12 protein-coding genes are annotated in these 12,719 nt (G+C 72.5%); 2 read left to right on the top strand and 10 right to left on the bottom strand.

Annotated elements, in window-relative coordinates; all coding sequences use genetic code 11:
• The first annotated feature begins 118 nt into the window (after positions 1–118).
• Positions 119–691, top strand: a complete 573-nt coding sequence (locus ACFXOA_RS10815) for a MarR family winged helix-turn-helix transcriptional regulator (protein ID WP_385024872.1) — start codon at positions 119–121, stop codon at positions 689–691.
• A 50-nt stretch (positions 692–741) separates the two neighbouring features.
• On the opposite strand, the gene ACFXOA_RS10810 is transcribed toward ACFXOA_RS10815, so the two are convergent.
• The 10 genes from ACFXOA_RS10810 to ACFXOA_RS10765 all read right to left on the bottom strand — a co-directional run bounded on the left by ACFXOA_RS10810 (position 742) and on the right by ACFXOA_RS10765 (position 11,006).
• Positions 742–1,467, bottom strand: a complete 726-nt coding sequence (locus tag ACFXOA_RS10810) for a gamma-glutamyl-gamma-aminobutyrate hydrolase family protein (protein WP_385024869.1) — start codon at positions 1,465–1,467, stop codon at positions 742–744.
• Complete coding sequence (locus ACFXOA_RS10805; protein ID WP_385024866.1) at positions 1,464–2,954, bottom strand: aldehyde dehydrogenase; 1,491 nt, start codon at positions 2,952–2,954, stop codon at positions 1,464–1,466. Before ACFXOA_RS10805 ends, ACFXOA_RS10810 begins: the two co-directional genes overlap by 4 nt.
• Positions 2,955–3,024: 70 nt before the next feature.
• Positions 3,025–4,497 (bottom strand): APC family permease, encoded by a 1,473-nt coding sequence (locus tag ACFXOA_RS10800; protein ID WP_385024863.1) that lies wholly within the window; start codon positions 4,495–4,497, stop codon positions 3,025–3,027.
• A 263-nt stretch (positions 4,498–4,760) separates the two neighbouring features.
• On the bottom strand, positions 4,761–5,387 hold the full coding sequence (locus tag ACFXOA_RS10795; protein WP_385024860.1) for a TetR/AcrR family transcriptional regulator: 627 nt from the start codon (positions 5,385–5,387) through the stop codon (positions 4,761–4,763).
• Positions 5,388–5,415: 28 nt separating this feature from the next.
• The gene (locus ACFXOA_RS10790) at positions 5,416–6,261 is read right to left on the bottom strand and encodes a fumarylacetoacetate hydrolase family protein (protein WP_385024857.1); all 846 of its coding nucleotides are present in this window, start codon (positions 6,259–6,261) and stop codon (positions 5,416–5,418) included.
• A 57-nt stretch (positions 6,262–6,318) separates the two neighbouring features.
• Positions 6,319–7,227, bottom strand: a complete 909-nt coding sequence (locus ACFXOA_RS10785; RefSeq protein WP_385024854.1) for a 3,4-dihydroxyphenylacetate 2,3-dioxygenase — start codon at positions 7,225–7,227, stop codon at positions 6,319–6,321.
• Positions 7,220–8,683: an aldehyde dehydrogenase gene (locus ACFXOA_RS10780; protein ID WP_385024851.1), complete on the bottom strand. Its 1,464-nt coding sequence runs from the start codon at positions 8,681–8,683 to the stop codon at positions 7,220–7,222. The genes ACFXOA_RS10785 and ACFXOA_RS10780 overlap by 8 nt, the downstream gene beginning before the upstream one ends.
• Positions 8,684–8,718: 35 nt before the next feature.
• Entirely contained in the window at positions 8,719–9,525 is an 807-nt protein-coding gene (locus ACFXOA_RS10775) for an acetoacetate decarboxylase family protein (RefSeq protein ID WP_385024849.1), read from the bottom strand.
• Between the two features lie 82 nt (positions 9,526–9,607).
• Positions 9,608–10,813 carry an NAD(P)/FAD-dependent oxidoreductase gene (locus ACFXOA_RS10770; RefSeq protein ID WP_385024846.1) on the bottom strand — a complete coding sequence of 402 codons (1,206 nt, stop codon included), beginning with the start codon at positions 10,811–10,813 and terminating at the stop codon, positions 9,608–9,610.
• A gap of 4 nt (positions 10,814–10,817) precedes the next feature.
• On the bottom strand, positions 10,818–11,006 hold the full coding sequence (locus tag ACFXOA_RS10765; protein WP_385024843.1) for a ferredoxin: 189 nt from the start codon (positions 11,004–11,006) through the stop codon (positions 10,818–10,820).
• A 355-nt stretch (positions 11,007–11,361) separates the two neighbouring features.
• On the opposite strand from ACFXOA_RS10765, the gene ACFXOA_RS10760 reads away from it, so the two are divergent.
• Entirely contained in the window at positions 11,362–12,717 is a 1,356-nt protein-coding gene (locus tag ACFXOA_RS10760) for a glutamine synthetase family protein (RefSeq protein WP_385024841.1), read from the top strand.
• The last annotated feature ends 2 nt before the right edge of the window (positions 12,718–12,719 follow it).

The raw sequence follows: 12,719 nt of genomic DNA, 5'->3' as shown, positions 1-12,719 counted from the left end.
TGCGGACGGTCCCGTGGCCTCGGGACACCGGTCCGCTCCTCCCCCGGCCGTAGAATGTGTGGCCGGACGACCGCGGGGCCTGCGGAACCGCGATCCGGCGACGACGCGAGGAGCCACCGTGCCCAGCCAGCGGTCCATCAGCGAGGCGGAGAAACTCGCCGAGGCGAAGCTCGGCGGCATTCCCGTCCGCCGCGAGCAGATGGCCGCGGTGGCCAACATCTACCGTGCCGCGTCGGCGGTGCGCCAGCACCTCGAGAACTCCGTCCTGCGGAGTGCCGACCTCACCTGGACCGCCTTCGTGGTGCTGTGGGTGGTGTGGGTGTGGGGCGAGTCCGAGACCCGCCACGTCGCGGAGGAGTCCGGGGTCTCCAAGGGGACGCTGACCGGAGTGGTCAGGACGCTGGAGTCCCGTGGCCTGCTGCGGCGCACCGGGCACCCGACGGACGGGCGGCTCGTACTCCTGGCGCTGACGCCTCAGGGCGAGGAGTTCATGCGCCGGGTCTTCCCCGCCTTCAACGAGGAGGAGGCCTTCGTCACCGGCCGGCTGAGCGACCAGGAGTGCCGTGACCTCGCCGACGGGCTGCGTCGCGTCGTCCTCCAGGTCGAGGAGGAGGGCGAGGACCGGCGTACCGCCCTGCTGAACGGCGAGAAGCCCACCCCACGCCGCAGCGGCCGGCGCGCGAAGGGCTGACCCGGACGCTCCTCCCCGGTGGCACCGAGGGGGCGTCCGGACGCGCCGCTTCAGCTCTTCCCGAGCGCGGCCCGGACCAGTGCCTCGAAGAGGCGGTGCTGCACCGGGTCCGTGGCCGCGGTGTCCTCCGGATGCCACTGCACCGCGAGGAACCAGCCCTCGCTCCCGGGGAGTTCCAGGGCCTCGGCGGTCCCGTCGGCGGCGCGGGCCGTGACGGTCAGTCCCTCGCCCGGCCGGTCCACGTGCTGGTGGTGGTAGCAGGACGCATCCGTCTTGTCGACGCCCAGGATCCGGGTCAGCCCCGATCCGGCGGACAGTGCGACGGGGTGGACGACATGGCGGTGGTCGCGTCCGGGACCGCCCATGTCCTGGTGCAGTGTCCCGCCCAGCACGGTGTTGACCACCTGGAGCCCCCGGCAGACCCCCAGCAGCGGCAGTCCGCTCGCGAGGGCCTGGCGGGCGAGTTCCAGGTCGAAGGCGTCCTGTTCGTCGTCGACGTCGTAGACCTCCTGGTGGGTGTGGCCGGCGCCGTAGCGGTGCGGGGCGAGGTCCCCGCCACCGGGCAGGAGCAGCCCGTCGAAGCGGGCGAGGCGGGCGGCGGTCTCCGCCGGGTCCGCCGTGCCCCCGGGGGCGTGCGGGTGGATCCCGACGGGCTCGCCGCCCGCCCGCCAGACCGCCTCGACCAGTGCGCGGGCGCTGACCTCGGCCGCGTACCGGAGCGCCGAGGTGCTCGCGGCGAAGCGGGTGGGTACGGCGATCAGCGGTCGGCGGTTCACAGCTGGATCCAGGTGGTCTTCAGTTCCATGTACTTCTCCAGGGCGTGTGCGGACTTGTCCCGTCCGTTGCCGGACTGCTTCATCCCGCCGAACGGGACGGTGAGGTCGCCCTCCTCGTAGCAGTTGACCCATACGGTGCCCGCCCTGAGAGCGCGGGAGAGCGTGTGGGCGGTGGACAGGTCCGAGGTCCACAGACCGGCGGCGAGGCCGTACTCGGTGTCGTTGGCGAGGGAGACCGCCTCGTCGAGGTCGTCGAAGGTGAGCACGGACAGGACGGGGCCGAAGACCTCCTCGCGGGCGAGGCGGCTGTCCGGGGCGACCCGGTCGAAGACGGTCGGCTCCAGATAGCTCCCGCCCGTCCCGGCCAGGGTCCGCGCGCCGCCGGTGAGCAGCCGGGCGCCGGTGGCGGACGCGGCGTCCACGTGGTCGAGCACGCGGGCGAGGTGTCCCTCGCCCGCCAGTGCGCCCATCTGCGTGGCGGGGTCGAGCGGGTCGCCCACACGCAGGGCGCGGGCGTGCGCCACGACGGCCTCGGTGACCTCTTCGGCGACGGAGGAGTGGACGAGGAGCCGGGACGGGGCGGTGCACATCTCGCCCTGGTTGAAGAAGATGCCCCAGGCGGCGGTGGCGGCCGCCCGGGCCAGGTCGGGCGCGTCGGGCAGGACGATGTTCGGTGACTTGCCGCCCAGTTCCAGCCAGACCCGCTTGAGGTTGGAGTCGGCCGAGTAGCGCAGGAACTGCCGTCCGACGTCGGTGGATCCGGTGAACGCGAGCACGTCGACACCGGGGTGGAGGCCGAGGGCCCGCCCGGCCACCGGGCCGTCGCCGTTGACGACGTTGAGCACTCCCGGGGGGAGTCCCGCCTCCAGGGCGATGCGGCCCAGGAGCAGGGCGGAGAGCGGGGAGCGCTCGGACGGCTTGAGGACGACGGTGCAGCCGGCGGCGAGCGCCGGGGCTAGCTTCCAGCCGGCCAGAGTGAGGGGGAAGTTCCAGGGGACGACGGCGCCGACGACTCCGGCGGGCTCCCTGGTGACGAGCGCCAGTGCGTCGTGCGGGGTGTGCGGGGACTCGTCGGTGAGCTTGTCCGCGAGCTGCCCGTACCAGCGGAAGGTGTTGACGACGGCCCGGAGTTCGATGTCGTGGGCGTCGGTGACCGGCTTGCCCATCTCCAGGCTGACGGTGAGGGCGAGTTCCTCGCGGTGTTCGTCGAGGAGGTCGGCGACGCGGGTGAGGATCCGGCCGCGCTCGGAAGGCGCGAGGCGCGGCCAGGGGCCGTGGTCGAACGCGCGGCGCGCGGCGGCGACCGCGGCGTCCACCTCGGCCTCGCCTCCGTCGGCGACCTCGGCCAGGATCCGGCCGTCGCGGGGTGAGACGGCGGCGAAAGCGGCGCCGCCGCCGGCCTCGTCGGCGCCGTCGATCAGGTGGGCGCCGTGCGGTTCCAGCTTCTCGGCCCGTCGGATCCACGTGTCGTGGGTGGCAGCGGTCATGCGGTCCTCCAGACCACGTCGGGGGTGCGGTTCGGTGTTCTGTGCGCCGTGGTGTCGGTACGGCGGCCGGTCAGGCGGCCCGGTCCACCGGAGCCGGCGGGGTGTCCGTACGCCGGCGCCGTATACGTTCGTTGGCCGCGCCGAGGGCCATGACGAGCGGCACCGACAGCACGAGCCACGCCGCGGTGCCCGCCGCGCCACCGATCAGGGTGGTGAAGTTGGCCAGGATCAGCCAGATCGCGCCGACGAGTCCCAGGCTGCCGAGCACCGGTGCCACCAGGGTGTTCCAGGTGCGGGCGTCCGCGCGGCGGCGGCGGAAGAACACCACGACGGAGAGGGACGTCAGCAGGTAGAGCAGCATCATCGCCAGCACCGCGAGTCCGCTGAACCAGGAGAAGAGCGTGAGGACCGGGTCCTGGCCGGTCAGTGCGAAGGGCGTGACCAGGGCGAGCGCCACGACCGTCTGGACACAGCCCGCGACCCAGGGCGAGCGCCTGGAGTTGAGGCGGCACAGCACGGCGGGGAACTGTCCGTCGCGGCCCAGCGAGAAGAGGTAGCGGTTGGCGGAGTTGTGGAAGGTGAGGATTCCGGCGAAGAGCGACGTCGCCAGGAGGACCGGAAGGACGCCGGAGGCCCAGCCGCCCAACTGGTCGGCGACGGGCCCGAAGACGAAGCCCGACGAGTCGCCGGAGGCCAGCGCGGCACGCGCCTCTCCCGGGGCCGCGGAGGCCCCGTGGGCCGATATCAGCATCCACGAGATGAACGCGAAGAAGCCGGTGACGACGACCACCGAGAGATAGGTCGCCCGCGGCACCGTCCTCCTGGGTTCCTTCGCCTCCTCGCCGTAGATGGCGGTCGCCTCGAAGCCGAACATCGACGCGACGGCGAACATCACGGCGACCCCGGGCGCGCCTTGGAGAGCCGCCGCCGGGGAGAAGCTCTCCGCGGCGCCGAGCCCCTCGGGCCCGCCGCCCGAGAACAGGGTGACCAGCCCGAAGGCGAGCAGGATGCCGAACTCCGCGAGGACGAAGACGGCGAGGACCCGGGCCCCCATCTCGATGCCCGCGACCCCCAGGCCCTGAACGACGGCCATGGTGGCCAGCGCACAGGCCCACCAGGGCAGGTCGAGTGAGGTGTGGTCGGAGACGAGGGCGCTGACGGTCGCGCCGTACAGGCCGTACATCGCGGCCTGGATGGCGCAGTAGGCGGCCAGCGCCACGCTCGCGCTGCCCGCGCCCACGGTCCTGCCGAGTCCGGCGCCGATGTAGGTGTAGAAGGCGCCGGCGTCGACGACGTGCCTGCCCATGGCGACGAACCCGACGGAGAAGAAGAGGATCACCACCCCGGCCAGCAGATAGGTGGCCGGGGTACCCGCCCCGTTGCCCATGGCGACCGAGATCGGGGCGGCGCCGGCGATTCCGGTCAGCGGGGCCTGGCCGGAGAGTACGAAGAAGAGGATGCCCATGACGCCCAGGGCGTTGGGCTTGAGCGCGGTCGTGGTGGGGGTGTCCGCCCGTGGGGCGGAGACCGTCTGCGTGTCCACTCGGAGCACCTGCCGGGGGAAGAGGGATACCGGAGAAGGTTCATGGCGTTCGATCTCGGAACGATTTCGTTTGAGATCAAACGATCTGCTGATCGTGGGGTGGCCGCGGCCGTTTGGCAAGGGGACGGACGGGCCGGATCAGGAGGTACGCCGGCGGAACCCGGAGGAGCGGCTCGGGCGCCCCGGGAGTGGGTCCCGCCGGCCCGGCGGTGATCCGGTGCGCCCCGGGGAGGAACGGCCAGGATCAGGGCGACCGGACCGGATCAGCGCCCGTCGTCCTCGCCCGCCTCGCCGGCGAGCCCCGCGAGGACGCACCGGAGCCGCGCCAGCGCCTCCTCGGTGACCTCTTCCTCCCCGAAGACGAGCTGGTGCAGGACCAGCCCCTCCAGCGCGGCGAAGACGAGCCGTGACGTACCGCGGTCGACCGGGCCGGGAAGCATCCGGTCCAGCTCCCGCCGGGTCGCCTCGAAGTACTCCTCGTAGAGGCTGCGCAGATGCGGGAGGAGCTCCGGCGTCCGGCGGGCCTCCAGCAGCAGCTCGTACTGGAACGCCTGGAGGTCGGGACCGGACCTGACCATGCCGGTGAGACCCGCGGCGAAGTCGGCCGGCTCCCCCGTGCCGGCGTCGAGCGTGCTGCTGTTCAGCGAGGAGTGGATGGCGTGGGTGACCGCCTCCCCGATCAGCGCGTCGCGCGAACCGAAGTGGTGCACGACCAGTCCGTGGGTGACACCGGCCTCCTGGGCGACGGCCCGGTAGGTGAGACCCCGCAGGCCTCCCCGGGCCACCACGCGCACCGCCGCGTCCAGCAGGGCGGTCCGCCCCGTCCCGTAGTTGGTGACGGGCTTGCGGGCCCGGCGCTCACCGGAGGGCTCGGCGGGGTCGGTCGTCATGACGCCGACCCTACCGGCGCCGTCCGGATCAGCGCCTCGGCGGCCGGACACCACGGAACTCCCAGTCGCCGCCGAGGGCGGTCGACAGCACCTCCTCGGACTCGGTCGGCTGGGCGCCGACGTCGGTCCGCACGGCGGTGGGGCCGGTGACGACGTGGTTGGTGAGCCGGCCGAGCCCCTCGGCCTCCACCTCGACGACGTCCCCGGGGCGGACGGGCCGTGAACCCGCGGGGGTGCCGGAGAGCAGGACGTCCCCGGGGTACAGGGTGATGGTGCGGGCGATGTCCGCGACGAGGTAGTTCATGTCCCAGGTCATCTCGTCGGTCGAACCGTCCTGGACGACCTCCCCGTTGACGAGGGTGCGCAGCCGCTTGCCACGGAAGTCCCAGTCGGTGACGAGGCCCGGGCCGAGCGGGCACAGTGTGTCGGAGCCCTTGACCCGCAGCATCGAACCGGCGTCGGTGTCGCGGAAGTCGTGCAGGCCGAAGTCGTTGGCGACGGTGTACCCGGCGATGTGGGCGCCCGCCTCCGCGGGTGCGATGTTGCGCGCCGTCCTCCCGATCACGATGGCGACCTCACCCTCGTAGTTCAGCCACTTGCAGCCCTCGGGGCGTACCACCGCACCACGGTGGCCGTTCAGCGCGGAGGTCGGCTTGTGGAAGTAGGTCGGGCTGTCCGGCAGCCCGATCCGGAACTCCTCCACCCGGCTGCGGTGGTTGAGGTGGACGGCGATGATCTTGGACGGGACGACCGGCGGGAGGTGGTGTGCCTCCTCGGCCTTGACGCGTCGGCCGTCGCCGGCGACGAGCTCGTCACCGTCGACGGTGACCTGGACGGCGGCGCCGTCGAGGAGGATACGGCGGTACTCGGGCATGAGGACTCCTGGTCTGTCCGGTGGGTCGGGGCGGCGCGGGTCTGAGGGCTGTGCGGGTCACACGTCGGCGGGGAGGCCGGTACCGGTCCAGCCGTCCTCGGGACGGTCGAACCAGAGGTGGACCTGTCCGGTCCCGATCGAGTTCTCGTACTCCCCGTACTGGCGGGCGGGGGCGGTGCACGCCTGCTCACCGAGGGCGCCGGCCATCATCAGGTAGTGGAAGAACCGCGCCTCGGGCCGGACCTTCCAGAACGCGTCCATGGTGTCGAGGACCTTGTCGTGCCGGCCCTCCTTGAACCATCCGATGCGTTCCTGGTCGGCCTCCCGGGCCTCGGCGCTGAAGATGTGCGCCGGATCGCTGCTCTCGTGGGAGCGCAGCTCGCGAAGCGGCCAGAAGGTGTGGGAGAGGGCGCCGGAGGCGATGACCAGGACGCGGCGGCCGGGTGTGGCGGCGATCCCGTCGGCCAGGGCGCGGCCGAGCCTCAGATGGTCCTCCATGTCGCCGGTCTGGCAGACGCCGATGGTCACCCACCGCTTGTCCGGCAGCCCCTCCCCGAGGAACTTCCACAGGTTGATCGTGGCGTAGTAGACCGGCAGGTACGCGTCGTCGACCGGGGTGATCCAGGTGCCGTGCCGGTCGGCGAACCGTGCGATGTTGCCCGCGAGTTCGGGGTCGCCGGGATAGTCGTACGGCATCCTGCACATGCCGCGCGGGAGCTCCTCGGACGTGAACAGCCCGGCGCGGCGCCCCTGCGCCGTGACGACGAACTCGACGGTCGTCGCCCAGTGGGAGTCCAGGACCACCACGGTGTCGTAGTCGTCGCGCGCGAACACCTCCTCGCGCAGCTGCCGCAGGCCGGTGACGAGGGTGATCTCCTTGCCCTCGTTGAGTTCGAGACGTGTCTCCTCGGGGAGCACGATGGTGGGGACGTGGGCCAGCAGGCCCGCGCCGACGATCTCACCCATGGCTATTCCACCCCTTCGGTGCGGTGACGGTGTTCTTGACGTCGCAGAAGAAGTCGAAGCTCCAGTCGCCTCCCTCGCGGCCCACTCCCGAGTGCCGGGAGCCCCCGAAGGGTGCCCTCAGGTCCCGGACGAAGAAGCAGTTGACCCAGACGGTGCCGGCGACGAGCCGTGAGGAGACGCGGTCCGCCCGCTCGGGGTCTCCGGTGACGACGGTGGCGGCCAGGCCGAAGCGGGTGTCGTCGGCCAGGCGCACGGCCTCGTCCTCGTCGCGGAAGGTCTGCAGGGTCAGGACGGGCCCGAAGACCTCCTCCTGGACGATCTCCGAGTCCTGGGCGACGTCGGTGAGGAGTGTCGGGGCGTAGTACTGCCCCTCCCCCCGGTGTCCGCCGACGACCGCCCGGGCACCGGCGGCGAGCGCCCGCCGGACGAAGCCGTCGATCTTCTCCAGCTGGCGGGGGTGGATGTTGGGGCCGATGTCGGTGGCCTCGTCGCGCGGGTCGCCCTGGACCAGCCGGGAGGCGCGGTCGGTGAACCGGCGGGTGAACTCCTCGGCGACTCCCTCGGCGACGAGGAGCCGGGTCGCCGCGAGGCAGACCTGCCCGGCGTTGTCGTACTGCTCGATCGCGAGGTCCACGGCCAGGTCGAGGTCGGCGTCGTCGAACACCAGCAGCGGTGACTTGCCGCCCAGTTCGAGGCTGAGCGGGGTGAGGTTGGGTGCCGCCGAGGCGGCGATGCGCCGGGCGGTGGGCACCGAACCGGTGAAGCTGACGCGGCGCACGTCCGGGTGCGAGGTGAGGGCGTCGCCGATCTCGGAGCCGTATCCCTGGACGACGTTCAGGACACCGGCGGGGAGCCCGGCCTCGGCCGCGATGTCGGCGAGCAGGGAGGCGGTGAGCGGGGACCACTCGGCGGGCTTGAGGACGACGGTGTCGCCGGCGGCAAGCGCCGGGGCGACCTTCCAGGTGGAGAGCATCAGCGGGGCGTTCCACGGCGTGATCAGCACGCAGGGGCCGGCCGGGTCCCAGCTGACGTGGTTGGTGTGCCCGCGGGTGTCGAAGTCCTCGTGGCCCAGTTCCAGCAGCCGGTCGGCGAAGAAGCGGAAGTTGTGGGCGACGCGCGGCATGACGCCGCGTCGGTGCGAGCGAAGCAGCGCGCCGTTGTCGGCGGTCTCGACGACGGCCAGCTCCTCGATCCGCTTCTCGACCCCGTCCGCGACGGCGTGCAGCAGACGGGCGCGCTCCTCGTAGGAGGTGGCAGCCCAGGCGGGGAAGGCCGCCTTGGCGGCCGCGACGGCCGCGACGGCGTCCGCCTCCGTGCCGCGGGCTATCTCGCCGAGGGTGCTGCCGTCGATGGGTGAGACGTCGGTGAAGGTCTCGGCGGCGGCGACGCGCCGGCCGCCGATCCAGTGCCGGGTGTCGACGGCGACACCGGCGACGGTGGTGAGGTGCTCGCTCATGCGGGGTGGCTCCTGACGATCGGTTCGGTGCGGGTTCACTCGGCGGCCGAGGTGTGGGACTCCAGCAGCCGCCCGCCGTCCCAGACCACGCCGACCTGCCGGTAGTAGGCGGCGATGGGTTCGCGGATCTCCAGCCGGGCGAGCTCCTCGGTGGGCGACTCGAAGAGTTCGAGGTCGGCGTCGCCCACCCATGCCTGTCCGCCTTCGAAGGAGGCGGCTCCGGTCTCGATCAGCTCGTCCAGGGCCAGGCCCTTCCCCTTCTCGACGGAGGGCAGCCAGCGGTGGTGGGCCATGGGGTGCGCGTTGACGAAGCCGTTGGTCTCCGACGGCTCGCGCAGCGTCACAGCCGTCTGGGCCAGGCGCCGGTCCGCGGCGGCGAGGGTCGCACCGAACCGGGCGCCGGCCTCGATCCGCGGGGCGGGGCCGTAGGGGTGCGGGCGGGTCTGGTGGATGGAGCCGAGCTTCTTGGGGTAGCCCTGGTGCAGCCCGCGGGCGATCGCGAAGTCCTTGTCGACCCAGATGTAGACGCAGCGTGTGTACGTCCGCCCCTTGTAGGAGCAGCGGACCACGGCGAACGCCTCCTTGTACTGGGCGAGTACCGGGTCCAGCAGTTCCTCGCCGGTGGCGGAGCAGGACTGCCAGTCGGCCCAGATCAGCGCCACCGCGCCGGGGTCCTCCTCGGCGAGCTCCAGCGGCTCGGGCAGCAGTTCCCGTACGCGGGCGGGATCGGTGCGGTACTCCACGGTGAGCAGGTCACCGGAGTAGCGCCAGGGCGGCGAGGGGATCAGCGACGAGGCGCCCGTCGCCGTCTTGGGGTGGAAGTATCCACGGACACTGGCCACGTGAGTTCCTCTGTTTCGTGGGGCGGGCTTCGGGGGGGGTGCGGCTGCCGGGGGGTGCGGCTGCGGCCGGAAGGGACGGCCCTCAGGCGGGTACGGCCCTCGCCAGCAGTTCGGCGCGGTAGCGTGCCGCGCCCGCCGCCGCGGCCTTGCCGCCGAGGGCGACGACTCCCACCAGGAGCCCGTCCCGGTGGTAGCCGGCGAGGAGGTCGCCCTCCGGGTCGCCGTCCAGGACGCGTACGTCGTCCTTGCCGAGCACGGGTGAGCCGAACGACTGGAGGCGGAAGTCGTGCTGGTCGCTCCAGAAGGTGGGCAGGGGGGCGAAGGGCGCGAGGCCGTGTTCCTCACCGGCGAGGTGGGCCGCGAGCACCTTGGCGGCGTGCTTGGCCGTGTCCGTGGGGATGGACCAGTGCTCCACACGGCGGGGTACGCCGTCGTAGCGGGCGTTGGGGAAGCGGGCGACATCGCCCACGGCGATCACCTCGGGGCGGTCGCCGACGCGCAGGTGCTCGTCGGTCGGCACACCGTCGGCGAGGTCGAGCCCGTTCCCCTGGAGCCATTCGGTGTTCGCGACGGAGCCGACCGACTCCACCACGACGTCCGCGCCGATGACCCGGCCGTCGTCCAGGAGGACCCCGGTCACCCGGTCGTCCCCTTCGAAGCCGCTCACCCCGGCACCCAGGGCGAACCGGACACCCCGCTGTTCGTGGCGGCGCAGCAGCGCCGTCGCGAGGAGTTCGCCGAGGGGCCCGACCATGGGGAGCGGCATCGGGTCGACGACGGTGACCTCTGCGGCGCCGAGGCCGACGGCGGTGGCGGCGACCTCGCAGCCGATGAACCCGGCTCCGACGACGACCACTCTGACCCCCGGCCGGGTCAGGGCGTCACGCAGGCCCCGCGCGTCCTCCAGTGTCCGTACGGTGTGCCGTCCGGCGAGCGGACCGGGGCAGCGCAGGCGCCGGGGACGCATCCCGGTCGCGACGACGAGCCCGGCGTACGGGAGCACGCTGCCGTCGTCGAGTTCGACGGAGCGCCGGGAGAGGTCCGCGCCCGTGACCGTGCGGCCGAGGCGCCACTCGACGTCGGCGACCCCGGCACGGGGGCGGAAGGCGAGCGATTCGTACGAGGCGCGGCCGGCGAGCACCTCCTTCGACAGGGGCGGCCGGTTGTACGGCATGTGCGGCTCGTCCCCGACGAGGGTGACGGGTCCGCCCCAGCCGGCGGCGCGCAGCTGTTCGGCGGCCCGGAGGCCGGCCATGGAGGCGCCGGCCACGACGACGGGTGCGCTCACCGGTTCAGCCCTCGATCCTGATGGCCTGGAGCGGGCACACGTCGGCGGCCTCCTCCACGTCGTCCCGCAGCGCGTCGTCGGGGTCGGGGACGTACGCCAGGCGCCCGGTCCCGTCGAAGCTGAAGACGTCCGGGGCGGCGAAGACGCACTGGCCGTGGTCCTGGCACTTGTTCATGTCGACGACGACCTTCATGGCCGGTCCTCCTGGTGCTGACGGGGCGTCGGGGATGAGGGGGTGAGGGGCCACCGGGTGCCGGGAGCCGGGCTCCCGGGAACGGGAGCGGCACCGCCTCAACTCGTTTGGCTCCAAACAACATAGGAATCGGCCACCCTCTGGTCAAGAGCTATCCGTGTGGATAAATTTTCGCCACGCACCCCTTGCGCCGGGGTGAACGGCGTCCATACCGTTTGACCTCAAACAACACGGACCCCTGTGCCGGCTCTCCCCGGCCGTCCGTGCGGATCGAGCCCCCCACTCCCCCCACCTCCCCCGCCCTTCCCGGCGCACCGCCCCGGGAGGGGCGCCCCTTCCCGCAGAGGAGACAACGGTGAGCGCATCCGACACCTCGCCCGTCCGCCACCACATGAAGCGGCTCGCCACCGAGGGCATCGACGTGGTCCGAGTGACCTATCCCGATCTCATCGGCACCGACCGGGCCAGGGACGTCCTCCTCGACCACCTGCCCGCCGCCTGCGACCACGGGCTCGCCTTCTGCCGCGCCGTCTACCACACGACCCCGCAGGGTGACGTGGTGGACGTCTCCGGCGGGCTGGACGCGGGCCTGCCCGACATCTGCGTACGCCCGGACCTCGACACCCTGACCGCCCTGCCCTGGGAGCCGGGAGTGGCGAGCTGCCTCGGCGACGTGACCGACCCCGCCACCGGCCGGCCCGCCCCGGAGTCACCGCGCGACCTGCTGCGCGCGGTCGTGGAGAAGTGCGCGGAGCACGGGCTGCGCCCGGTCGTCGGGCCGGAACTGGAGTACTTCCTCTGCGACGCCGATCCCGGGACACCACCGGGCTGGCGCCGCTACAGCGACGCCGAGGGCGTCGTCTACACCGCGGGCCTGCGGGCGGACGGCGACAACCACCTGCTGCGTACGCTCCGCCTGCTGCGCGATCTGGACATCGGGGTGAGCAACGGGAACCACGAGTTCGACGGCTCGCAGTTCGAGATCAACCTGACCCACTCGGACGCCATGGACGCGGCGGACCGCTCGTTCCGCTTCAAGGCCGCCGTCAAGGAACTCGCCCGCAGGGAGGGGCGGCTCGCCACCTTCATGGCCAAGCCCTTCAACGGCGTCGGAGGTTCGGGCTTCCACCTCCACATGTCCTGCGTCGACGAGGAGGGCGCCAACGTCTTCGACGACCCCTCGGCGCCGCACGGCCTGTCCGCCACCGCCCGGCACGCGGCGGCCGGAATCCTCGCGCACGCCCCGGCGCTCACCGCCCTCGCCAACCCGACGGTCAACTCCTACAAGCGCTTCGGCCCCGACACGCTCGCGCCGTGGCTGATCGACTGGGGCATGGACAACCGCAGCGCGATGGTCCGGGTGCCCCCGGAGCGGGGCGCGGGGTCCCGTCTCGAACTGCGCCTGGGCGACGCGAGCGCCAACCCCTACCTGCTGATCGCCGGCACCCTCGCGGCCGCCCTGCTCGGGGTGCTGGCCGGGGAGGAACCGCCCGCGCCCCTGGAGGGGTACGGCTACGACACCACCAGGTCCGCGCTGCTCCCGTCGGCCCTGCCGGCCGCGCTGGACGCCCTGGAGGCCGACAGCGCCCTCACCGAGATCCTCGGCAAGGACTTCACCACTTCCTACCTCTCGTACAAGCGCGACGAGGTCGCGCGCTTCCACCGGCACGTCACCGACTGGGAGTTCACCGAGTACGCCTACCACCTGTGACC

The organism is Streptomyces sp. NPDC059166 (assembly GCF_042755185.1).
Lineage (GTDB): Bacteria > Actinomycetota > Actinomycetes > Streptomycetales > Streptomycetaceae > Streptomyces.
Note: the sequence above shows the minus strand (reverse complement) of the source record. Positions and strands in the feature narration are given on the sequence as shown.

Excerpts from the sequence above, each read along its gene's own strand:
- ACFXOA_RS10805 (WP_385024866.1), bottom strand. The coding sequence starts at position 2,954 with ATGACCGCTGCCACCCACGACACGTGGATCCGACGGGCCGAGAAGCTG.
- ACFXOA_RS10795 (WP_385024860.1), bottom strand. The coding sequence starts at position 5,387 with ATGACGACCGACCCCGCCGAGCCCTCCGGTGAGCGCCGGGCCCGCAAG.
- ACFXOA_RS10790 (WP_385024857.1), bottom strand. The coding sequence starts at position 6,261 with ATGCCCGAGTACCGCCGTATCCTCCTCGACGGCGCCGCCGTCCAGGTC.
- ACFXOA_RS10785 (WP_385024854.1), bottom strand. The coding sequence starts at position 7,227 with ATGGGTGAGATCGTCGGCGCGGGCCTGCTGGCCCACGTCCCCACCATC.
- ACFXOA_RS10780 (WP_385024851.1), bottom strand. The coding sequence starts at position 8,683 with ATGAGCGAGCACCTCACCACCGTCGCCGGTGTCGCCGTCGACACCCGG.
- ACFXOA_RS10765 (WP_385024843.1), bottom strand. The coding sequence starts at position 11,006 with ATGAAGGTCGTCGTCGACATGAACAAGTGCCAGGACCACGGCCAGTGC.